Here is a 21,023-nt window from a genome sequence, read left to right on the forward strand (position 1 = left end):
ATGACCGAACCACGCAACGACCTTGCCGACATCAAGCGCAAGGTGGAAGAAGTGCTGGGCGACGCGCCCCAGCTGTTGAAACTCGCACTGGAAAACGTGCTGCGCGAGCACGATCCCCATGCGGACGCGCAGCCCGGCTCCGCCGGCCGCGTCGGCCGCCAGTCCGGCAAGGTGTCCGAGCTGACCGCCATCGCGCCGCTGAAGCCGGGCGGCGCCGACCGCCTGCGCCGCATCTTCAAGCTCGTCAACGGCAATTTCGCCGGCGCGCAGAAGGTCGCGACCCTGCATGACATGCGCTTCGTCTTCTTCGAGAACGACACCAAGATCCTGTTCGCCACCACGTATGACGGCGACTGGGACACCTATATCGACGACTTCGCCACCAAGATCCCGGACCTGATGGACCTCTTGTTCTCGTCGGTCGAAGGCTGGCCCGGCATCAAGGACCCGGGCGTGAAGGACTTCATCGCCAGCCACCAGCTGACGGCCGATGGCTGGTACGTCGCCAACCCGCATCTGTCCGTCGTCGACACGCGGCGGCTGCAGCGCATCAACGACGCGCTGCAGGAATTCCTCGACAAGGTGAGCGGCCATGTCGATTCTTGAGAAGGTCAAGGCGCTGGTCCACCATGAGGCCGCGGGGCCGGCGCTGGAACTGGACGACATCCAGGCCACCGTGCTGTTCGACCGGCCCGACCCGTACTTCGGCACCCACGTGCTGCTGCGCTTCGACACGGCAGCCGGCGGCCGCGCGCTGCTGGCCAGGCTGGCACCGCACGTGCGCAGCGCGGCCGACGCGCGCGACAACCAGGAGGCATGGATCGCCGTCGCGCTGAGCCACGCCGGCCTGCGTGCACTGGAGCTGGACCCGACCGTTCTGGACAGCTTCCCGGCGCCCTTCCGCGCCGGCATGGCGGACCGCGCCGATCACCTGCAGGACGTCGGCCCCAATGCGCCCGACCAGTGGGAAGCGCCCTACGGCAGCGGCCAACTGCACCTGGCGGTCTCGATCTTCGCGCCGGACGAGGCATCGTGGCGCGCCGCCATGGACACGGCGCGCGCGCAGTTCGCCGGTCTGGAGGGCGTGACGCTGCTGGGCTCCCACGACTTCGGCGCCCAGCCGGACAGCCGCAATCCGTTCGGCTACCGCGACAACATCAGCAATCCGGCCGTCGAAGGCGGCACGGCGCCTACCTGGCCCGGCCAGGGCCGGCCCGTCAAGGCCGGCGAATTCATCCTGGGCTATCCGGGCGAAGCGGGTGTGCCGCTGGCGCAGCCGGGACCGGACCAGGATTCGATCGGCCGCAACGGCAGCTATGTCGTGCTGCGCAAGTACCGGGCCGACATCGCCGCGTTCAACCGCTTCCTGCGCGAGCACGGCGGCGACGCGGACGGCCAGGAACTGCTGGCAGCCAAGCTGGTGGGCCGCTGGCGCAGCGGCGCCCCGCTGGCCCTGGCACCGGAACGGGACGACCCCGCCCTGGGCGCGGACCGCCAGCGCAACAACGACTTCACCTATGCCAGGGACCAGGAAGGGCTGCAGGTGCCGCACGGCTGCCACATGCGCCGCATGAACCCGCGCGACAGCAAGCTGGCGATCCTGACGGACGTCAACCTGCACCGGCTGATCCGGCGCAGCACCACGTTCGGGCCGCCCTACGATCCGGATCTGCTGAAGGACGACAGCGCCGAGCGCGGCCTGTTCTTCATCGGCCTCTCCGCCAAAGCACACGAAACGATGGAGTTCATGCAGCAGGAGTGGATCAACCACGGCAACTTCATCGACCTGGCAAACGAGCGCGATCCGATCGTCGGGCAGCAGCCGGAAGGGGCCATCTTCACGGTGCCCGAACGGCCGGTGCGGCGCCGCATCCACGGCATCCAGAGCTTCTGCACGCTGCGTGGTGGCGAGTATCTGTTCATGCCGGGACTACGGGCATTGCGGCGGCTGGCGCAGGGGTAGTCCACCCCTGGGGACAGGCGCCAATCCGAGCGCCACGTGGGCCTCGGATTGGCGCCTGTCCCCGCTGTCATGGCCGCGGACCCTTGCCCTGCTCGTTCAAGCGTGCCAGGCCACGCTGCGCATCGGCATCGCCGGCGGCGGCGGCCGGCGTGTACAGCGCCAACGCCTGCGCACGGTCACGCTGCACACCCGTGCCGGTTTCGAAGCAGTACCCCAGCAGCGTCTGCGCCGCCGCGTTGCCCCTGGCGGCGAGCGGGCGCAGCGCCGCCACCGCGGCAGGCGGATCGAAGGCCGCCTGTGCTGGCGTCAGCTGGACCCGCGCGAGCCGCAGCACCGCGTCCGGCGCGCCGCCCGCCGCGGCCTCGCGCATCGTCTTGAGTGTCGCCTCGTCGTAGCGCGGCGTGGTGTCGAGCGTCCAGACGTACTGCAACTTCATCCATGACTCGACCGGCTGGCCGTCCTTCGTGGCGGGCTTGAAGCGGCAGCGGCGGATGCCATCCTGCGCCGCCACGTCCAGCAGCGGATAGCCGCTGGAGCCGGCAATGCGTGCATCGCGCACCGCGCCGTCCTCGCCCACCAGGAATTCCAGCGTCACCTTGCCGTGCTGCCCCAGGCGCAAGGCCTCCTTCGGCCATTCCGGCTTGGCGCAATTGTTGATATCGGCGGCGGCGGGGGCATCGGCCGCGCAGGCGGCGCCGGACAAGCCAAGCGCCAGCAGCGCGGCGCGGAGCAGCGATCGGGTAACGCTCATGATTTCCTTCAGCTGGGGGTGAATCGCATCACGCGGTTGCGCCCGCCCGACTTGGCCAGGTACAACGCCTCGTCGGCATGGGCGATCAGTTCCAGCGCGGCCGCTTCGGCCGGGCCGTCGTCGGCTTCGTCCAGGCAGGCCACGCCGATCGATCCGGTGATCGACAGCTGCACGCCCTGCGCCAGGCCGATCATGCTGGCGGCGATGCTGGCGCGAATACGCTCGGCGACGAAGGCCGCGCTGTCCAGGTCCGCGTCGATCAGCAGCACGACGAATTCCTCGCCGCCGAAGCGGGCCAGCGCGTCGGACAGGCGCAGTTCGGCCTTGATCCGGTTCGCCACCTCGCGCAGCACCTCGTCGCCGCCCTGGTGGCCGACGGTGTCGTTGACGCGCTTGAAGTGGTCGATGTCGATGTACATGAACGAGATGGCGTACTTCTGGCGGCGCGCACGGCCGATCTCCTCCAGCAGGCGGCGGTCGATGTAGCGGCGGTTGTAGACGCCCGTCAGCGAATCGGTCAGGCCGATGTACTTCAGCATCTCGTTGCTGATCACGTTTTCCAGGCAGATCGCGATGATCGACGCCATGTGTTCGATGAAATCGGTGCCCAGGCTGGGTGTGAAGCGCGCCGGGTCCGCGCTGCCCAGGTTCAGGCTGCCAATGATGCGCTTGTTGCGCAAGAGCGGCACGATGGCCACGCTTTGCAGGCGCCGCGCCGGCTGCGGGAACTGGCGCGCATGGCGCACGGGATCGAACATGCCCAGCATCGGCTTGGGCGGCGGCGACAGCGCATGGCGCGTGCCCAGGTCGAAACCCAGCTGGTCGATGCCGGGCACGAACAGCAGGTCGGGGAACGCGGCGAAATCGACGCCCAGCTTTTCCATCACGGTGCGGATGTCCGCGTCCTCGTCGATCAGCGACAAGGTCACGCTGTCCAGCTCCGAAATCGCCGGCAGCGAGCGGAAAATGCTGCCGATCAGTTCCGGAAAACTGCCTGCGCCGACGATCTCCAGGTCGAAGGCCTGGTGGCGCATCATGATGGAGTGATTGCGCTCGGCCTGTTCGATCATGTAGGCCATGCGCGCGCGCAGCTGCTGGTTTTCGACCGCGAGATCGGTGGCCGATGCGGGCGCGGGGGGCTTGCCGGGAATGGTATGGGACATGCGGCCCCGCTCAGAATGCCAGCGTGACGTCGACCGGCTGGCCGACCTCCACGCGCTGGCCCTCGCCGGCCAGCAGGATGTTGTTCATGCCAAAGCAGATGGCGCCATCCACTTCCGGCTTGGCACGGTAGCCTTGCAGGATGTCGAGCGGGTCGGGTCCGTACTGGCCGGTCTCCTGGTCGATCGACGGCATCGGGCAGCGCGGGCATGGCTTGACCGGTTTCAGTACCGCTTCACCCAGCTGGAACGTCTCGACGTAGTCTTCTTCGAATGCCTCGATACCGTCCACCACCAGGTTGGGACGGAAACGGTTCATCGGCAGCGGGTCGCGGCCGGCCGCCCGCAGCTTGCCGTTCAGGTCACGCAGCGATTCGGCGCCGATGACGAGCAGCGGATAGCCATCGGAGAACAGCGTGGGCGCCTCGACGCCACCGGTCCACTTCGGGCTGGCCAGGCGCTGCGCGTCCGCATGGAAGCGCACCAGGCGGCACGGCACGCCCAGATAATTGGTGAACCAGGCCGCCGTCAGGGCGTCGCAATCGTAGGCCTTGACGCGGTCTTCCCACACTTCCACTTCGATAGCGACCGAAGCGTCCGGGTCCGGCAAACCGAGCGGAATCTCCAGCCGCAGCATGCCGGGCGCGCGCAGCTCCAGCGTATCGGCCTTCAGGCGCGGCACGATCAGGGCCATTTTCGGATGTTCGCGTTGGGTCAGGCACTGGCCGTTGGCATCGACCACCATCCATTCGCGGTCGTAGATCTGGTCCGTCATCAGGCCGGCACGGGTCAGCGTGGCAGCACGCAGCGCGATGCCGGCGCACGACTTGATGGGATAGAGGGTGAGTTCGGACAGTGTCGCCATGAGGATGCCGCCATAATGATGCCTGGACCCGCAGTATGGCAGCAAAGCGGCGGCCCGTAAATCGGCGGGGCCACCTTGGCGGGGCCACCTTGGCAGGGCGGCCGCGGCCGGGACGGGAATGCCCCCGCCCCGGGCGGGCGCCGCTCAGGCTTCTGGCTTGGCCTTCGGTTTGCGCGGCAGGCGGCTGCGCGCCGGAGCCTTGTGCGTGCCGGGCTTCCTGGCCCGTTTCGGCGCCGTGGCGCCTTCCGGTGCCTCGGCCGTGTCGGCCGCCGTGCTGTCCACCGGAGCGGCCTGCGCGTCGTCGCCTGCCGGGGCAGGCTCGCTGGCCGGCCCGGCTTCCGGCTCGGCCGCGGGGACCTGGGCCAGCGCGGCCTCGACCGCTTCTGCCGCGTCCGCCGCGGCCTTGGCGACCTTGCTGGTGCGGGCCGGCTTCTTGGCCGCCGGCTTGCGTGCGCCGCGCGCTCGCTTGGCCGGCGCGGCGTCGGCTGCGACCTCGGCTTGCGCCGCGGTCTCGACCGGCTCCTGCGCATCCGCCGGGACGGCCGGCGGCAGGTCGTCTGCCAGCGCGGCCTGTTCGGCCACCGTGCCGTCATCCTCCTCCGGCGCCAGCTCCTGCAGCGCTTCCTCGGCCGAACGTACCAGCGCCGCGTAGTCGGCGGCCGCCGATTCCAGCGCCACCGCCACTTCCTGCGTTTCGGTCTCGCTCATCGGTGCGCCCGACTGCTCGGCCGGATCGGCCGCGCCACCGCGACGGTTGCGGCCACCGCGGTTGCCGCGGCCACGACGGCCCTCGCGCGCCTCACGGCTCTCGCGCGGTTCACGCGCTTCGCTGCCTTCGACTGCCGGTTGTTCGCCCGCGACGTCCGGCTCGGTACCGACCTCGGTCGGCGACACTGCCACCGGCAGCGTGCTGCTGCGGTAGACGTAGGCACCGGATTTCTCGTCACGGCCGAATTCGAGCAGGCCGCGCGCCTTCATTTCTTCCAGCAGGTTGCCGAAGGTGCGGAAACCGTAGAACGATTCGCTGAAGTCCGGCTTGCGGCGCTTGATCGCTTCCTTCAGCACGGAGGCCCAGATCTTGCCGCTGTCGCCCCGTTCGGCCACGAGCGCGTCGAAGGTCTCGAAGGCGATGTCCACGGCCTGGTTGCGGCGCTTGTCCATCTCCTCGCGCTTGCGCTTTTCCTCTTCCGGCGAACGCTTCGGCGGCTGCTCGCGCGAATCGCGCTTGGCCATGCGGCGGCTTTCACGCACCAGGTCGTCATAGAAGATGAATTCGTCGCAGTTCGCCACCAGCAGGTCGGAGGTGGAGTCCTTGACGCCCACGCCGATCACCTTTTTCGCGTTCTCGCGCAGCTTCGATACCAGCGGCGAGAAATCGGAGTCGCCCGAGATGATGACGAAGGTGTTCACGTGCGCTTTGGTGTAGCACAGGTCCAGCGCGTCGACGACCATGCGGATGTCGGCCGAGTTCTTGCCGGACATGCGCACGTGCGGAATCTCGATCAGTTCGAAGTTCGCCTCGTGCATCGGGCCCTTGAAGCCCTTGTAGCGATCCCAGTCGCAGTAGGCCTTCTTGACCACGATGCTACCCTTGAGCAGCAGGCGCTCGAGCACGGGCTTGATGTCGAATTTTTCGTAGTTCGCGTCGCGCACGCCAAGCGCGACGTTCTCGAAGTCGCAGAACAGCGCCATGCTGACATTGTCGTTGGATGAAGCCATGGGTCTCTAGGTAGCAGTGAACCCGCCGATTATACAGGCAGCATTGGCTGGCACCGCGCGCTGGTGTATTCTGCGCCATCCCTGCTCAACCGGAGAACACGATGAAGAGCGCCCTCGCCTGCTCGACCCTGGCCGCCGTGGCCCTGCTGCTGTCCGTGCCGGCCTGCGCGGCCGAGCCGCCAGCCGCCACGACGGCGACCGCGCCGGACGCGGCGTTCGTCCGCCAGGTCAACGCCTTTGTCGACGGCTGGCATGACGACGCGGCGCACACGCGGCCGGCCTACTTCGACAAGATCGCGCCGCAGGGCGTCTACATCGGCACCGACAAGAGCGAGATCTGGACGCGCGATCAGTTCAAGGCCTGGGCCCGGCCGTTCTGGGAACGCAAGAAGGCCTGGTCGTTCACGGCGCAGAAGCGCAATGTGTATTACTCGCCCGACCGTCGCTACGTGTGGTTCGACGAGCAGCTGAGCACGCAGATGGGCACCTGCCAGGCCAGCGGCGTGCTGCGCAACACCGGCGACGGCTTCCTGGTCGAGCACTACCAGCTGTCGATGGCCGTGCCGAATGCCCTCAACGCGGGCTTTGCCAAGGCGATCGCCGAGTACGAAAGCAAGGCCCCGCGGTAAATGGCGCGCATCCTGTTCATCCACCAGAATTTCCCCGGCCAGTTCCGCCACCTGGCGCCGGCACTCGCCGCCGATGGCCACAAGGTCGTCGCGCTGGGCATGACGGACAAGGGCGAAGCCCTGCCGGGAGTACGCTACCTGCGCCACCAGGTGCGCGTGCCGGCCGAGGCGCGCCAGCAGCTGCCGCAGTTGAAGGACCTGTACAGCAAGATGCTGCGCGGCGAGTCGTGCGCGGCCGAACTGGCGCGCCTGAAGGCGGAGGGGTTCATACCCGACATCGTGTTCGTCCACCCCGGCTGGGGCGAAGGCCTGTTCGTGCGCGACGTCTTCCCGCGCGCGAAAGTGCTGGTGTATGCCGAGTATTATTATGAGAGCGAAGGCGGCGACACCTACTTCGATCCCGAGTTTTCCAGCCCGCCGGGCCTGGCCAGCCTGCAGCGGATGCGCTTGCGTAACACGCACCTGCTGCATGCGATGTCGGCGGCCGATGCCGGCCTGTCGCCCACCGTGTTCCAGCGCGACCGCCATCCGGCCTGGTTCCGCGAGCGCATCCGCGTGATCCACGACGGCATCGACACGGAACGCTTCCGCCCCCGGCAGGACGCCCGCGTCAGCCTGGCGGGGGCGCGCGTGACGCTCAAGCCGGGTGACGAGGTGGTGACGTTCGTCGCGCGCCAGCTGGAACCCTATCGCGGCTACCACACCTTCATGCGCGCGCTGCCGGCCCTGCAGCGGCTGCGCCCGAACGCGCGCATCGTCATCGTCGGCGCGGACGGCACCAGCTATGGCGCGGCGCCGCCGCCGGGCCAGACCTGGAAAGCCATCTTCCGCGACGAGGTGGCGGCGCGCCTGGACATGCGCCGCGTGCACTTCGTCGGCCGCCTGCCGCACGAGCTCTTGACGCAGCTGATGCAGGTCTCGGCCGTGTACACCTACCTGACCTATCCGTTCGTGCTGTCGTGGTCCCTGATGGAGGCGATGAGCACGGGCTGCCTGATCGTCGGTTCGCGCACGGCGCCGCTGGAAGAGGTGATCCGGCACGGCGAGAACGGCCTGCTGACGGACTTCTTCGACCACGAGGCGCTGGCCGCGACGATCGCCGATGCGCTCGAGCGCCGTGCCAGCCTGGCGCACCTGCGCGAGGCCGCGCGCCAGACGGTCGTGGACGGGTATGACCTGCAACGCATCTGCCTGCCGGCGCAGAAGCGGTTCGTGCTCGAGTAAGCGCAGCCGGGCGCCTGCGTGCGCGGCGCGCCTTGGCCGCAAAGTAAAAAAGCCGCGTCGAAACGCGGCTTTTGCTGAGATGTCGGGAATCAGACGTTGAACAGGAAGTTCAGCACATCGCCATCCTTGACGACGTATTCCTTGCCCTCGGCGCGCATCTTGCCCGCTTCCTTGGCGCCCGCTTCGCCCTTGTAGGCGATGAAGTCGTCGAAGGCGATGGTCTGGGCGCGGATGAAGCCGCGTTCGAAGTCGGTGTGGATGACGCCGGCCGCTTGCGGCGCCGTGTCGCCCACGTGGATCGTCCAGGCGCGCACTTCCTTGACGCCGGCCGTGAAGTAGGTCTGCAGGCCCAGCAGCTTGAAGCCGGCGCGGATCAGGCGGTCCAGGCCCGGCTCGTCCATGCCCATGTCGGCCAGGAAGGCGGCCTTGTCCTCGTCTTCCAGGTCGGCGATTTCCGCTTCGATGGCGGCGCAGATGGCGACGATCGGGGCATTCTGCTCCTTGGCGTAGGCCGTCAGCTGGTCCAGCAGCGGGTTGTTGGTGAAGCCGTTGTCGGACACGTTGGCCACGTACATGGCCGGCTTGGCCGTGATCAGGCACAGTGGCTTGATCAGCAGCATTTCGTCTTCGGTCAGGCCCAGGGCGCGCACCGGCTTGGCGTCGTTCAGCGCCGGCATGATCTTTTCCAGCAGCGCGACCAGCTTGGCCGCGTCCTTGTCGCCCGAGCGCGCCTTCTTGTTCTCGCGGTGGATCGCCTTCTCGACGGTGCCCATGTCGGCCAACGCCAGTTCGGTCTGGATCACGGCGATGTCGTCCAGCGGGCTGACCTTGCCGGCCACGTGGATCACGTTCTCGTCCTCGAAGCAGCGCACCACGTTGACGATGGCGTCCGTTTCGCGGATGTGCGCCAGGAACTGGTTGCCCAGGCCTTCGCCCTGCGACGCGCCCGCCACCAGGCCGGCGATGTCGACGAATTCGACGATGGCGTTGACGATGCGCTCAGGCTTGACGATTTCCGCCAGCTGCTTCAGGCGCGGATCGGGTACCTCGACCACACCGACGTTCGGCTCGATCGTGCAGAATGGGTAGTTCTCGGCCGGGATGCCGGCCTTCGTCAGCGCGTTGAAAAGAGTGGACTTGCCGACGTTGGGCAGGCCGACGATGCCGCATTTGAGACTCATGGAATTCCTTGTGAAATGTGAATGCCGCCGCCGGGCGCGAACGCAGGGGCCGGTAATACCGCCATTATAGCGCCCGGCGGGCCTGGGCAAGCCCTTCGGGGCCGGCCCTGGCCGGCAAAATCATGTGCCCGGCGCCACGCCCCCATCCACCCGCACGCAATCGCGCCCCGCATGCTTGGCCGCGTACAGTGCGGCATCGGCGCGCCGGATGGTCTCGCCGATGTCCGCCTCTTCCGGCCGGTACTGCGCCACCCCGATCGACACAGATAGGCGCAGGCCGGCCATGCCGGGCGGCGCCGGCTGGGCGGCGACGCGGCCGCGGATGCGTTCGGCCAGCTCGCTGGCCGCCTGCGCCGTCGTGTGCGGCAGCGCGACGATGAATTCCTCGCCGCCGTAGCGGGCCGCGACGTCGCCCTCGCGCGTTTGTGCCGTCAGCACGGATGCCAGCAGTTGCAGCACCGCGTCGCCGGCCGGGTGGCCGTATTCGTCATTGATGCGCTTGAAGTGATCGGCGTCGACCAGCAGCAGCGCCAGCGGCGTGCCGTGGCGCTTGGCGATGCCGACCATGGCGGCCGCGCTGTCGAGGAAGAACGCGCGGTTGGCCATGCCGGTCAGGCTGTCCGTGATCGACTTGCGGCGCAGCTCCTCGCTGAGCAGGCGCAGTTCCTCGTTCTGCTGCCCCAGCGCCCGGTGCGCCCGTTCCAGGCGGCGGCGCGAGCGCTTGCGTTCGCGCACCCGGCTGCGCAGCTGGGCCAGCAGCACGCCCAGCATCAGCAGCAGCGCGATGCCGGCGGCCGCCGTCAGCGCCCCGACCCGCGCGATGTCCTCCACGCGGGCCATCGGCATCAACAGGTTGGCGTTCCACTCCGAATCGGCGATACGGCGGCGCACGAGCAGCCAGGCCGACGCGACGCCGTCACCACCGCGCAGGCGGACGATTTCCGCGCCCGCCGCCAACTGGCGGCCGGCGGCCGACGCCAGCGGCGCTTTCAGCACGCCTTCGTACTGGCGTGTGCTGCGCAGTTGCGCCGCCGCCGCCGGGGTCACAGGCCGGATCGGCCGGTAGTTCCAGTCGGGCCGCGAGCTGAGAAAGGCCACGCCGGCGGCGTCGGTCACGAGCATCTCGCCGTTGCTGCCGCCCAGGTCGGGCAGGCGCAAGTCGATCTTGACGACGGCCACCCCCAGCGTGCGCTCGCCTTCCTTGACGAGGTACGAAAGGTAGTAGCCCGGCTTGTGCGACGTGACGCCCATGGCGAAAAACCGGCCGGCGCCGTCGCGCAAGGCATTGGTGAAATAAGGCCGGAACGCATAGTTGCGCCCCACCAGGCTGTCGGCCGCGTCCCAGTTGCTGGCCGCGACCGTGGTGCCGCGCAGGTCCAGCAGGTACAGCAGCGACGTGCCGGTGCGCTCGTTCAGCTGGTGCAGGAAGGCGTTTGCGGCACGCACCCGGGCCGCATCGTGCGGCGCGCGCAGGGCGTCGTTCAGGATGCGGTAGTTGGCCAGCAGGTTGGGCAGGTAGCTGTAGCGCTCCGCGGGTGCCAGCAGCAGTTGCGACAGCTGGCGCAGGCGGCCGTCGGCATTGGCTTGCAGCCGCGCGATCTCACGCTCGCGAATGCCGGTGTAGGACAGCCAGACGACGCCCGCCGACGCCACCAGCAGCACGGCGACCAGGGCCGCACGCGGCACGATGCGCCAGCGCAGCCGGCGCCGGACGGCGGCAAGCCCCTTGGTTTTCATGGTTGGACGGGTCTCAGGCGCTGTGCAGTTCCATCGTCGCCTGCGCCATCTTGCCGGCGACGGCGAGCGGAATGATCTTCAGGCTCTTTTCGATCGCTTCGTCGATCAGCAGCTGCTCCTCGCGGCGCGGGCGGTGCAGCACGAAATCGGCCACGTTCTGCGTCAGGTTCAAGGTGCGCGGGTGGCCGATGCCGATGCGCAGGCGCCAGTAGTCCTGCGTGCCCAGCGCCGCCGTGATGTCCTTCAAGCCGTTATGGCCGCCGGAAGAGCCGCCCTTTTTCAGCTTGGCCACGCCCGGCAGCATGTCCAGTTCGTCGTGCACGACGAGGATCTCGTCGGGATTGATCTTGAAGAAGCGCGCCAGGCCGCCGACCGACTGGCCGGAGCGGTTCATATAGGTCTGGGGCTCGAGCAGCCACACTTCCTGGCCGCCGATCGACGTCTTCGCGGCCAGTGCGTTGAAGCGGCTCTCGCGCTGCAGGAAGGTGCCGGGCAGGCCGCGCGCGAGATTGTCGACCAGCCAGAAGCCGGCGTTGTGGCGGGTTTGTTCGTATTCGGCGCCGGGGTTGCCGAGGCCGACGATCAGGCGGATGGTCATGGGAAGCGCATGCGGGGAAAAGCGCGATTATCCCGGAGTTTCAGCGGCCACGCCACCATTGCCGCGCTTCGTACAACGCCATCCCCATCAGCATCGCCGCGACGAACAACCAGGGCGCGCCATCGGGCATCGACAGCGACGCCAGCGCCGGCCCCGGGCAGTAGCCGGCCAGGCCCCAGCCGGCACCGAACATCACGCTGCCGGCGATCAGCGGGCGGTCGAGATGGCGCGCCGTCGGCAACTGCAAGGGCGCACCGTCCAACGTGGTGCCGCGCCGGCGTGCGACGTAAAACGCGGGCAGCGCCACCAGCAACGCGCCACCCATGACGAAGGCCAGCGACGGATCCCAGGCGCCGGCCACGTCGAGGAACGCCGTGACCTTGGCGGGATCGGTCATGCCGGACAGGATCAGACCGACGCCGAACAGCAGGCCGGCCAGCAGGGCGAACAGGTTGGGCATGTCAGCCTCCCACCAGGTGGCGCAGCACGAACACGGTCACGGCACCGGCCAGCATGAAGGTGACGGTGGCCGCCAGCGAGCGTGGCGACAGGCGCGCCAGCCCGCACACGCCATGGCCGCTGGTGCAGCCGGCACCCAGCCGCGTACCGAAGCCGACCAGCAGCCCGGCCAACACCAGCGCGGCGTCGCCAGCGACCGGATGCATCGCGGGCAGCGGCGCGATGCCGCGCCACAGCGGTGCGGCCAGCAACAGGCCGCCCAGGAAAGCGAGGCGCCAGCGACGGTCCGTGCGCGGGGCGCGCAGCAGGCCGCCGAGGATGCCGCTGATGCCGGCGATGCGGCCGTTCAGCAGGATCAGCAGCGCGGCGGCAGCGCCGATCAGCAGGCCGCCGGCCAGCGAGGTCCAGGGAGTGAAATGAAGCCAGTCGATCGTCATGGTGGCAAGTATGAACGAAAAAAAACCCTGCCGGGGCAGGGTTTTCGATCCGCAGCCGCGTCGCCGCGGCGGCAGGATTACTTCTTCTCTTCGGCAGCCGCGTCGGCGGACACCTGGCCGGCCGGTACCGAAGCGGTAGCGATCGTCAGGTTGTTGCCGTGGGTGACAGCGGTCACGCCAGCTGGCAGCGTCAGGTCGTTGATGTGCAGCGTGGTGCCGACGTCCATTTTCGACAGGTCGACCGAGATGAACTCAGGCAGGGCCGATGGCAGGCACGAGATTTCGATCTCGTTGGCCACGTGGCTGATCGTCGCGCCGTGCAGTTTCACTGCTGGGGAAACGTCGGCGTTTTCGAAGTGCAGTGCCACTTTGACGTGCACTGGCTGGTTCGCGTCGACGCGCTGGAAGTCAGCGTGCAGGACCAGTTGCTTGTATGCGTGCATCTGGAAGTCGCGCAGCAGCACTTTCTGGACTTGGCCGTCCAGTTCCATGTCCAGCACGGCGCCGTGGAAGGCTTCTTTCTTCAGCGCGTGGTACAGCGCGTTGTGGTCCAGGGCGATCGTCACCGGGGCTTCGGTGCCGCCGTAGATGATGCCAGGGGTCTGGCCGGAATTACGCAGGCGGCGGCTCGCACCCGTGCCCTGCAGTTCGCGTTTGAATGCAACAACTTTCATTTGATACTCCAAAAGAGTCGGGGCTTGCGCCCTCGGTTATAAAGCCTCCCGCGACCAGGATGGCTTCGAAATCGGCGGCCAGACAACGACCACCGGATAAAACATCGGCGGCGCGCCAGTAAAACCGGCGCGCCGCCTGAAATTGCTCGCGTTCGGGCGACTTAGTCGACGAACAGGGAGATCACGGAATCGCCCTTGATGATGCGCTTGAACGTCTCTGCCAGCAGCGGTGCGCAGGTCAGTTGACGGATCTTGCCGCAGGCCTTGCCGGCTTCGGACAGCGGGATCGTATCCGTCACGACCAGCTCGTCCAGCGACGAATTGGTGATGCGGTCGATCGCCGGGCCGGACAGCACGGGGTGCGTGCAGTAAGCGATGACTTTCTTGGCGCCGCGTTCCTTCAGGACTTCGGCGGCCTTGACCAGCGTGCCGGCCGTGTCGACCATGTCGTCCATGATGACGCAGTTGCGGCCTTCCACGTCGCCGATGATGTTCATCACTTCGGAGACGTTGGCTTTCGGACGGCGCTTGTCGATGATCGCCAGGTCGCAGCCCAGGCGCTTGGCCAGCGCGCGGGCGCGCACCACGCCGCCGACGTCCGGCGACACGACCAGCAGGTCCTGGTGGTCTTTCTTCTGCAGGTCGCCCAACAGGATCGGCGATGCGTAGATATTGTCGACCGGGATGTCGAAGAAGCCCTGGATCTGGTCGGCGTGCAGGTCCATGATCAGGACGCGCTCGACACCGGCTTCTTCCAGCATGTTGGCGACGACTTTTGCCGAGATGGCCACGCGGGCGGAACGCGGACGGCGATCCTGGCGGGCATAGCCGAAGTAAGGGATGGCGGCCGTGATGCGGCCAGCGGATGCGCGTTTCAGGGCATCGACCATCAGGATCAGTTCCATCAGGTTGTCGTTGGTCGGCGCGCAGGTCGATTGCAGCACGAAGACGTCTTTACCGCGGACGTTCTCGTTGATTTCGACCATTACTTCGCCGTCCGAGAATTTCGAAACGACCGCTTTGCCAAGGGGGATGCCGAGATTTTTTGCGACCCCTTCTGCCAACGCAGGATTAGCGTTGCCGGTAAAAACCATCAGGTTTTCGTAAGCCATGGGAGTCCCAGGAAGGTAAGCATTGAACTTGAAATACCACCGGATTCAATCCGGCGCGGAATAAAAAAGCCCCAGCTCGGCAGGGGCATTTTTTTATTTTTTCCGGCTGGACGCCTGCGCATCGACAGACCGGAGAAAAGGGTGGCAGGGGAACAAGGATTCGAACCTTGGTATGCCGGAATCAAAATCCGGTGCCTTAACCAGCTTGGCGATTCCCCTACTCTTGACTGACTGCTTTCTGTCAGATGGCGAGCATTATACTGCACTTCCAACATAAAGCCAAATCTTTTTACGCTTCACAACTTTCAGTGCCTGGCAACATATCCAGCAGCGGGTGATGTCGCAGCGCTTTCGCTTTCCAGCCGGTCCAGGCGTCGGGCACTTTCGCAAGCACCGCATCGGCCTGTTCCTCGCTGTCGAACGCGCAGAACACACAAGCTCCGGAGCCAGTCATCCTGGCATCGCCGTACCCACCCAGCCATTCTACCGCCTCTGCTACCGGCGGGAACAAGCGGGTGGCCACCTGTTGTAAATCGTTCCTTCCAAATCCCTGCAAACCGTTTCGTTTTGCGAGGTAGCTGGAAAAGTCCGACATTATGACGAGCGGCGTGTTTCTTGTCAAATGTTCCGACGTAAAAATCTTTGCGGTGGGCACGGCCACGCCCGGCTCGATGACGACATACCAGCAATCCGGCACCTCTACCGCTTGCAGCGCTTCCCCCACGCCTTCCGCAAACGCGGTGCGGCCGAACACGAAGAACGGGATGTCCGCGCCCAGCGGCAGGCCCAGGTCCATCAGCTCCTGGCGCGACAGGCCGGCCTGCCACAGCGCGTTCAGCGCCAGCAGCGTGGTGGCCGCATCGGACGAGCCGCCGCCCAGGCCGCCGCCCATCGGCAGGATCTTGTCGATGGCGATGTCGACGCCGGGCGGCGTGCGGCCCGTGCGTCGGATCGCCTCGGCCTGCAGCAGGCGCGCCGCGCGCACGATCAGGTCCTGCTCTTCCGGCACGCCCGGCACGTCCGTCGCGCGGCGGATCGCATCGTCGTCGCGCAAGGTGAAGTGCAGTACGTCGCCCCGGTCGATCAGCTGGAACACCGTCTGCAGCAGGTGGTAGCCGTCCGGGCGCCGCCCCGTCACGTGCAGGAACAGGTTCAGCTTGGCCGGCGCCGGGCAGTTCAGCAACTGCCTCATGACGCGCTCGCGGCCGGGCGGATCGCGATGCGGATCTCGATTTCCTCGATATCGCCGCCGGGACCGCGGCGGGCGATGATGCGGCGCGGCTGCGGCGCCGCGCCGCTGTTGCCCACATCCCCGTCCTGCCAGGCGTCGAACTGCAGCTGCCAGCCGTCCGCCGTGGTGACGCTGCTGTTGGCCGGGCTGGCGGCGAAGCGCTTGCCGCCGACGGCGGTGGCATAGCCCTGCAACCAATCGCGCAGGCCGGACACGGGCAGCGGCCAGCCCAGCGTGCGGGCGGACAGCGTGTCGATGTCCGGCGCGCTGCGCGGCGGCTGGTTGCCTTCGTGGTAAGTGGCCTGCTGCGGCGTGACGGTGATGGCGGCGATCTGCTGGCCCAGCGGCGAGGACAGGGTCACGTCGGTGCGCGGCCCCTGCTGCTGCCAGGTGAATTTGCCGGACAGCGACTCGCGCTTGCCTTCCTTGACGTAGTTGACGCTGAGGGAGCCTTCCAGCGCCAGCGTCTCGCGGTACGGCGCGACGGCGGTGCTGGACAGCGGCGCCGTCGGGCTGGTGGCGCAGCCGGCCAGCAGCACGGCCGCGCCCAGGATCAGGGGGTAAATCGAATGCTTCATGCGGTCCTTATAGGCTGGTGTTCAGGCGCGCCAGCGTATCGCGCAGCGCGTCGCTCTTCGGGTCCTTGGCGCGGGCCTCGCGCCACAGCTTCTGGGCTTCGGCGCGCTGGCCCTGCTGCCACAGCACCTCGCCCAGGTGCACGGCGATCTCGGCATCGTTGCGAAGGGCGTAGGCGCGGCGCAGGGTCTGTTCGGCGTCCTTCAGGCGGCCCATGCGGAACTGCACCCAGCCCATGCTGTCCATGATGTACGGGTCGCCAGGCGCCATCGACAGCGCCTTCTCGATCAGCGCGTACGCTTCCTCCAGGCGCTCGCCCCGTTCGGCCAGCGAGTAGCCCAGCGCGTTGTAGGCGTGATGGTTGTCCGGCACGGCTTCCATCACCTTGCGCAGCGCCGTCTCCATCTCGTCCGGCTTGCCCTGCTTCTCGGCCGCCAGTGCGAAGTCGTACAGCAGGTCCGGGCTGTCCGGGAATTTCTTGATGGCGTCCGCCAGCAGCGCGTAGGCCTCGGCGCCGCGGCCGGCGTCGCGCAGCAACTGGCCCTCCGTCTGCGCCACCTCGGCCTGCTCGGCCGGATCGACGGCGGGGATGGCGCGCAACTGCTTCAGTGCCGCCTCCAGGTCGCCTTTCTTCGACGTCAGGTGGGCGCGCTTGAGCTGGGCCGTCAGGGCGATGCGCGGGTCGCCGCTGTCGATGCGCTCCAGCCAGGCCAGCGCGCCATCGATGTCGCCGCGCTCCTCCGTGATCTGCGACAGCAGCATCACGGCCTTGGAGGCGTCGCCGTCGCGTTCGCCGTCCTCCTGGCGTTGCACCAGCTCGACGTGGCGGCGCAGGTACTGCTCGGCCGCCTGCGGGTCGCCGGCCTGCACGGAAATGATGCCGAGCGCGTACAAGGTAGCGGGATTGTCCGGCTGCTCCTTCAGGATGGCCTCGAACTGGGCACGCGCCCTGTCGTAGCGCTTCTGCTCGACCAGCAGGCGGGCGTAGGCCGCCCGCACCTCGCGCGCGCCGGGGTTCTTCTCCAGGAAGCCGCCGAACAGTTGGCCCACCGCGTCGACATCGCCCAGCACCTGCGCCATCGTCAGCACGGCCAGTTCGGAGTCGGGCTTCAATTCGAGGGCGCGGCGCGCCTCGCGCAGCGAGCGCTCCTTGTCGTCGGCAGCAAAGGCGCCCTGCGCCAGCACCAGGTGGCTCTCCATCATGCCCGCATACGGCGCCAGCACGCGCTCCATCAGCGCGAACGCGGCCGCCTTGTCCTTGGCGCGCAGCAGGTACTGCTGCATCTGGAACATGACGAGGCCGCGCGCCTGCGGCGGCGCGCGGTTCAGGCGCTGGGCGAAGACCTGCTCGGATTCGGTCAGGTCGTCGCCCAGCACGGAAAAGCCGAGGAAGTACTGTACGGCGTCGTCGGAATCGGGCGCCAGCTCGCGCCACAGGCGGATCGCCGCCAGCGCCTCGTTGCCCTGCTTGGCCGCCAGCGCCATCTCGGCGGAGCGGCGCGCCAGGCGCGGATCGCGGGTCTGCTGGGCCAGCACCATCATGCTGACGTACGCGCTTTGCCATTGGCCGCGCTTGAAATCCAGCTCGGCCTTCGTCAATTTATAGAACAGCTCGCTCGTCAGCTCGACGGCCGGCAGCTTCTCATCCGGCTTGGTGACGGCGGCAACGGCCGTGGCCGCGGTGTCCGGCGCCGGCGCATCCGGCGCGGTGGCGGACGGCGCCGGTTCGGCTGCCTGTTTTTGCGGCGCAACAGCGCAAGCGGACAGCAGGGCCGACAGCGTTACAATGGCGAATGCGTTTTTCAAGGGTGATCCTGCAAAGTCGGGCTCGATCCCTGATTTTACGCCCAACCTACCGCTTGCGACATTTGCACGTGTAACAGATGCTTACCAGGAGCATCGCAGACCAAGTCATCCATGCCAGAACTGCCAGAAGTTGAAGTGACCCGGCGCGGTGTCGCGCCCCATATCGAAGGCCGTGCCGTGCGCGACGTCGTGCTGCGGCGCGCCGGCCTGCGCTGGCCCTTCCCCGCCTGCCTGCCGGAGGTGCTGGCCGACCGCACCGTCGTCACGACGGGCCGGCGCGGCAAGTACCTGCTGGTCGAATTCGAACACGGCACCCTGATCATCCACCTCGGCATGTCCGGCCACCTGCGCGTGTTGCCGCCCGGCGTGCCGCCGGAAAAACACGACCATTTCGACCTGGTCGTGGAAGGCGCCGAGGGCCGCCAGGTACTTCGCATGACGGACCCGCGCCGCTTCGGCGCCGTGCTGTGGCACCCGAAGGACGAGGGCGACGTCGATGCCCACCTGCTGCTGCGCGGCCTGGGCGTGGAGCCGCTGGGGCCGGACTTCACGGGCGAGCTGCTGTACCGCCAGACACGCGGGCGCAGCGCCGCCATCAAGCAGGTACTGCTGGCGGGCGACATCGTGGTCGGCGTCGGCAATATCTACTGTTCGGAAAGCCTGTTCCGCGCCGGCATCAACCCGAAGACGCCGGCCGGGCGCATCGGCCGGGCGCGCTACGACAAACTGGCGCAGGCGATCCGCGACGTGCTGGCCGAGGCGATCGTCCAGGGCGGCAGCACGCTGCGCGACTTCATCGCCGTGAACGGCCAGTCGGGCTACTTCCAGCAATCGTATTTCGTGTACGACCGGGCCGACGTGCCGTGCCGCGTGTGCGCCACGCCGATCCGCCAGATCAAGCAGGGCCAGCGCTCCACCTTCTATTGCATCAAGTGTCAAAAATAACGTAGAGGACACGATGGTCAGGGATCTCGAACAGTACAGCGCGTGGCGGCAGGGCGTGGTGGCGGCACTGCAGGAGTACCGCGCCTGGGTCGCGGCCGCCGGGCTGCTGGACGGCGCCACCGAGCAGCGCCTCGCCGCCACCTTGGCGCGCCTGGCGGACGACAAGCTGTCGGTCGCGTTCGTGGCCGAGTTCTCGCGCGGGAAGTCGGAGCTGATCAACGCCATCTTCTTTGCCGGCTACGGCCAGCGCATCCTGCCCTCGGCCGCCGGGCGCACGACGATGTGCCCGACCGAGCTGTCGTACGACCCGGCCCAGCCGCCGTCGATCCGGCTGCTGCCGATCGAGACGCGCGCGACCAACCTGTCCACCAGCGACTACCGCGACGACCCGCGCGCCTGGACGGTGCTGCCGCTGAACGTGGACGCGGCCGACGAGATGCACGAGGTATTCCGCCAGGTCAGCCAGACGCGCCAGGTGAGCGTCGAGGAAGCGCAGCGCTACGGCCTGTACGACGCGGACGATCCCGACCTGCCCGTCACCCTGAGCGAGGACGGCATGGTGGAGATCTCGCGCTGGCGCCATGCGATCATCAATTTCCCCCATCCGCTGCTGAAACAGGGCCTGGTGATCCTCGATACGCCCGGCCTGAACGCCATCGGCACGGAGCCGGAGCTGACCTTGAACCTGATCCCGCACGCGCACGCGGTGCTGTTCATCCTGGCCGCCGACACGGGCGTGACGAAAAGCGATATCGAGGTCTGGCGCGAGCATATCGGTGCCGGCGCGGGCCGCCTGGTCGTGCTGAACAAGATCGACGGCATGTGGGACGCGCTGCGCAGCGATGCGGAAGTGGACGGCGAGATCGGCCGTCAGCAGGAGCACGTGGCGCACCTGCTGGGCGTGGCGATGCGCCAGGTGTTCCCGGTCTCCGCCCACAAGGCCCTGGTGGCGAAGATCACGCAGGACGACGACCTGCTCGAGCGCAGCCGGATCCACGCGCTGGAGACGGCGCTGTTCCAGGAACTGATCCCGGCCAAGCAGGACATCGTGCGCCGCCGCCTTGCCGACGACCTGGCTTCCTTGAACGAGGCGCAGCAGGCGCTGCTGGCGGCACGCATGCGCGGCTTCACGGAACAGCTGCACGAGCTGCGCAGCCTGCGCGGCAAGAACCAGAACGTGATCGCCCTGATGATGCGCCGGGTCGACGCCGAGAAGAAGGAATTCGACGCCAGCCTGTTCCGCCTGCAGGCCACGCGCGCCGTGTTCACGCGCCTGTCCACGGAGCTGTACGGCACGCTGGGCATGGACGTGCTGCGCGACCACGTGCTGCACGTGCGCGACGCAATGGGCCGCAGCCGCTTCTCGACCGGCATGCGCGACGCGGTGCGCACGTTCTTCGACAGCGTGCAGGCGGAACTGGAAGCCTCCGAGCGCAAGGTGGCCGAGATCCGCGACATGATGGAGGTCATGTACCGCAAGTTCGCCGGCGAGCATGGCCTGGCGATCACGCCGCCGCTGCCGTTCTCGCTGGCGAAGTATCGCAGCGAGATCTCGGAAGTCGAGGCGATCTACCAGAAGCAGTTCGGCACGGCCACGCTCTTGATGACGAGCCGCGTGGTGCTGATCGAGCGCTTCTTCGACACCATCGCCTCGCAGGTGAAGCGCTGCTTCAAGGCCGCCAACGCGGACGCGGAAAGCTGGCTGAAGAACATCATGGCGCCGCTGGAGGCGCAGATCCGCCAGCACAAGGACCAGCTGAAGCACCGCCAGGCCTCGATCCAGCGCATCCACGATGCGACGGATTCCCTGGAACAGAAAATCGAAGCGTTCGAGGCCAGCCAGGCCGCGCTGGAGCAGCAGAAGGCCCGCCTGGCCGAACTGGCCGCCGCCATCGGCCACGCCGTGGACGCGCAACGCATCGCCGCCGCGGCCTGAAGCCCGGCGCAAACCACCGA

Annotated in this window: 20 protein-coding genes and 1 tRNA gene; 6 read left to right on the forward strand and 15 right to left on the reverse strand. The window is 67.6% G+C overall.

Going from position 1 to position 21,023, the window contains the following annotated elements; genetic code table 11:
• Both E7V67_024065 and E7V67_024070 read left to right on the forward strand, forming a co-directional pair.
• A complete protein-coding gene (locus E7V67_024065; protein WUR12734.1) occupies window positions 1–606 on the forward strand; it encodes a hypothetical protein in 606 nt (201 codons plus the stop codon).
• Window positions 593–1,963: a Dyp-type peroxidase gene (locus E7V67_024070; protein ID WUR12735.1), complete on the forward strand. Its 1,371-nt coding sequence runs from the start codon at window positions 593–595 to the stop codon at window positions 1,961–1,963. Before E7V67_024065 ends, E7V67_024070 begins: the two co-directional genes overlap by 14 nt.
• Window positions 1,964–2,030: 67 nt before the next feature.
• Here the strand turns inward: E7V67_024070 and E7V67_024075 are convergent, their stop codons facing one another.
• The 4 genes from E7V67_024075 to E7V67_024090 form a co-directional block, all read right to left on the reverse strand.
• Entirely contained in the window at window positions 2,031–2,714 is a 684-nt protein-coding gene (locus E7V67_024075; GenBank protein WUR12736.1) for a TonB family protein, read from the reverse strand.
• An 8-nt stretch (window positions 2,715–2,722) separates the two neighbouring features.
• On the reverse strand, window positions 2,723–3,877 hold the full coding sequence (locus E7V67_024080; protein WUR12737.1) for a sensor domain-containing diguanylate cyclase: 1,155 nt from the start codon (window positions 3,875–3,877) through the stop codon (window positions 2,723–2,725).
• Window positions 3,878–3,887: 10 nt separating this feature from the next.
• A complete protein-coding gene (locus tag E7V67_024085; GenBank protein ID WUR12738.1) occupies window positions 3,888–4,739 on the reverse strand; it encodes an MOSC N-terminal beta barrel domain-containing protein in 852 nt (283 codons plus the stop codon).
• 144 nt (window positions 4,740–4,883) lie between these two features.
• Entirely contained in the window at window positions 4,884–6,458 is a 1,575-nt protein-coding gene (locus E7V67_024090; GenBank protein ID WUR12739.1) for an NYN domain-containing protein, read from the reverse strand.
• Between the two features lie 101 nt (window positions 6,459–6,559).
• On the opposite strand from E7V67_024090, the gene E7V67_024095 reads away from it, so the two are divergent.
• On the forward strand, window positions 6,560–7,087 hold the full coding sequence (locus E7V67_024095; protein ID WUR12740.1) for a nuclear transport factor 2 family protein: 528 nt from the start codon (window positions 6,560–6,562) through the stop codon (window positions 7,085–7,087).
• Window positions 7,088–8,311: a glycosyltransferase gene (locus E7V67_024100; protein WUR12741.1), complete on the forward strand. Its 1,224-nt coding sequence runs from the start codon at window positions 7,088–7,090 to the stop codon at window positions 8,309–8,311.
• Window positions 8,312–8,400: 89 nt separating this feature from the next.
• On the opposite strand, the gene ychF is transcribed toward E7V67_024100, so the two are convergent.
• The 11 genes from ychF to E7V67_024155 all read right to left on the reverse strand — a co-directional run bounded on the left by ychF (window position 8,401) and on the right by E7V67_024155 (window position 18,122).
• The gene (gene ychF, locus E7V67_024105; GenBank protein ID WUR12742.1) at window positions 8,401–9,492 is read right to left on the reverse strand and encodes a redox-regulated ATPase YchF; all 1,092 of its coding nucleotides are present in this window, start codon (window positions 9,490–9,492) and stop codon (window positions 8,401–8,403) included.
• Between the two features lie 120 nt (window positions 9,493–9,612).
• Window positions 9,613–11,229 carry a diguanylate cyclase gene (locus E7V67_024110; protein WUR12743.1) on the reverse strand — a complete coding sequence of 539 codons (1,617 nt, stop codon included), beginning with the start codon at window positions 11,227–11,229 and terminating at the stop codon, window positions 9,613–9,615.
• A 13-nt stretch (window positions 11,230–11,242) separates the two neighbouring features.
• Complete coding sequence (gene pth, locus E7V67_024115) at window positions 11,243–11,827, reverse strand: aminoacyl-tRNA hydrolase (GenBank protein ID WUR12744.1); 585 nt, start codon at window positions 11,825–11,827, stop codon at window positions 11,243–11,245.
• Window positions 11,828–11,867: 40 nt separating this feature from the next.
• Entirely contained in the window at window positions 11,868–12,287 is a 420-nt protein-coding gene (locus tag E7V67_024120; protein WUR12745.1) for a DUF6691 family protein, read from the reverse strand.
• 1 nt (window position 12,288) lies between these two features.
• Complete coding sequence (locus tag E7V67_024125) at window positions 12,289–12,723, reverse strand: YeeE/YedE family protein (GenBank protein WUR12746.1); 435 nt, start codon at window positions 12,721–12,723, stop codon at window positions 12,289–12,291.
• A gap of 77 nt (window positions 12,724–12,800) precedes the next feature.
• Window positions 12,801–13,397 (reverse strand): 50S ribosomal protein L25/general stress protein Ctc, encoded by a 597-nt coding sequence (locus E7V67_024130; GenBank protein WUR12747.1) that lies wholly within the window; start codon window positions 13,395–13,397, stop codon window positions 12,801–12,803.
• Between the two features lie 161 nt (window positions 13,398–13,558).
• The gene (locus E7V67_024135; GenBank protein WUR12748.1) at window positions 13,559–14,509 is read right to left on the reverse strand and encodes a ribose-phosphate pyrophosphokinase; all 951 of its coding nucleotides are present in this window, start codon (window positions 14,507–14,509) and stop codon (window positions 13,559–13,561) included.
• A 142-nt stretch (window positions 14,510–14,651) separates the two neighbouring features.
• Window positions 14,652–14,728, reverse strand: a tRNA-Gln gene (locus E7V67_024140).
• Window positions 14,729–14,798: 70 nt separating this feature from the next.
• Entirely contained in the window at window positions 14,799–15,701 is a 903-nt protein-coding gene (gene ispE, locus E7V67_024145) for a 4-(cytidine 5'-diphospho)-2-C-methyl-D-erythritol kinase (GenBank protein WUR12749.1), read from the reverse strand.
• Window positions 15,698–16,318: an outer membrane lipoprotein LolB gene (locus tag E7V67_024150; protein WUR12750.1), complete on the reverse strand. Its 621-nt coding sequence runs from the start codon at window positions 16,316–16,318 to the stop codon at window positions 15,698–15,700. The genes ispE and E7V67_024150 overlap by 4 nt, the downstream gene beginning before the upstream one ends.
• 7 nt (window positions 16,319–16,325) lie before the next feature.
• The gene (locus tag E7V67_024155) at window positions 16,326–18,122 is read right to left on the reverse strand and encodes a tetratricopeptide repeat protein (protein WUR12751.1); all 1,797 of its coding nucleotides are present in this window, start codon (window positions 18,120–18,122) and stop codon (window positions 16,326–16,328) included.
• Window positions 18,123–18,233: 111 nt separating this feature from the next.
• On the opposite strand from E7V67_024155, the gene mutM reads away from it, so the two are divergent.
• Together mutM and E7V67_024165 are read left to right on the forward strand one after the other, a co-directional pair.
• Window positions 18,234–19,067, forward strand: a complete 834-nt coding sequence (gene mutM, locus E7V67_024160) for a bifunctional DNA-formamidopyrimidine glycosylase/DNA-(apurinic or apyrimidinic site) lyase (GenBank protein ID WUR12752.1) — start codon at window positions 18,234–18,236, stop codon at window positions 19,065–19,067.
• Between the two features lie 13 nt (window positions 19,068–19,080).
• The gene (locus E7V67_024165) at window positions 19,081–21,003 is read left to right on the forward strand and encodes a dynamin family protein (protein WUR12753.1); all 1,923 of its coding nucleotides are present in this window, start codon (window positions 19,081–19,083) and stop codon (window positions 21,001–21,003) included.
• The last annotated feature ends 20 nt before the right edge of the window (window positions 21,004–21,023 follow it).

The sequence above is a fragment of the [Empedobacter] haloabium genome (genome assembly GCA_008011715.2).
Taxonomy (GTDB): domain Bacteria; phylum Pseudomonadota; class Gammaproteobacteria; order Burkholderiales; family Burkholderiaceae_D; genus Rugamonas; species Rugamonas haloabia.

Excerpts from the sequence above, each read along its gene's own strand:
- E7V67_024065 (WUR12734.1), top strand. The coding sequence starts at position 1 with ATGACCGAACCACGCAACGACCTTGCCGACATCAAGCGCAAGGTGGAA.
- E7V67_024070 (WUR12735.1), top strand. The coding sequence starts at position 593 with ATGTCGATTCTTGAGAAGGTCAAGGCGCTGGTCCACCATGAGGCCGCG.
- E7V67_024075 (WUR12736.1), bottom strand. The coding sequence starts at position 2,714 with ATGAGCGTTACCCGATCGCTGCTCCGCGCCGCGCTGCTGGCGCTTGGC.
- E7V67_024080 (WUR12737.1), bottom strand. The coding sequence starts at position 3,877 with ATGTCCCATACCATTCCCGGCAAGCCCCCCGCGCCCGCATCGGCCACC.
- E7V67_024085 (WUR12738.1), bottom strand. The coding sequence starts at position 4,739 with ATGGCGACACTGTCCGAACTCACCCTCTATCCCATCAAGTCGTGCGCC.
- E7V67_024090 (WUR12739.1), bottom strand. The coding sequence starts at position 6,458 with ATGGCTTCATCCAACGACAATGTCAGCATGGCGCTGTTCTGCGACTTC.
- E7V67_024095 (WUR12740.1), top strand. The coding sequence starts at position 6,560 with ATGAAGAGCGCCCTCGCCTGCTCGACCCTGGCCGCCGTGGCCCTGCTG.
- E7V67_024100 (WUR12741.1), top strand. The coding sequence starts at position 7,088 with ATGGCGCGCATCCTGTTCATCCACCAGAATTTCCCCGGCCAGTTCCGC.
- ychF (WUR12742.1), bottom strand. The coding sequence starts at position 9,492 with ATGAGTCTCAAATGCGGCATCGTCGGCCTGCCCAACGTCGGCAAGTCC.
- E7V67_024110 (WUR12743.1), bottom strand. The coding sequence starts at position 11,229 with ATGAAAACCAAGGGGCTTGCCGCCGTCCGGCGCCGGCTGCGCTGGCGC.
- pth (WUR12744.1), bottom strand. The coding sequence starts at position 11,827 with ATGACCATCCGCCTGATCGTCGGCCTCGGCAACCCCGGCGCCGAATAC.
- E7V67_024120 (WUR12745.1), bottom strand. The coding sequence starts at position 12,287 with ATGCCCAACCTGTTCGCCCTGCTGGCCGGCCTGCTGTTCGGCGTCGGT.
- E7V67_024125 (WUR12746.1), bottom strand. The coding sequence starts at position 12,723 with ATGACGATCGACTGGCTTCATTTCACTCCCTGGACCTCGCTGGCCGGC.
- E7V67_024130 (WUR12747.1), bottom strand. The coding sequence starts at position 13,397 with ATGAAAGTTGTTGCATTCAAACGCGAACTGCAGGGCACGGGTGCGAGC.
- E7V67_024135 (WUR12748.1), bottom strand. The coding sequence starts at position 14,509 with ATGGCTTACGAAAACCTGATGGTTTTTACCGGCAACGCTAATCCTGCG.
- ispE (WUR12749.1), bottom strand. The coding sequence starts at position 15,701 with ATGAGGCAGTTGCTGAACTGCCCGGCGCCGGCCAAGCTGAACCTGTTC.
- E7V67_024150 (WUR12750.1), bottom strand. The coding sequence starts at position 16,318 with ATGAAGCATTCGATTTACCCCCTGATCCTGGGCGCGGCCGTGCTGCTG.
- mutM (WUR12752.1), top strand. The coding sequence starts at position 18,234 with ATGCCAGAACTGCCAGAAGTTGAAGTGACCCGGCGCGGTGTCGCGCCC.
- E7V67_024165 (WUR12753.1), top strand. The coding sequence starts at position 19,081 with ATGGTCAGGGATCTCGAACAGTACAGCGCGTGGCGGCAGGGCGTGGTG.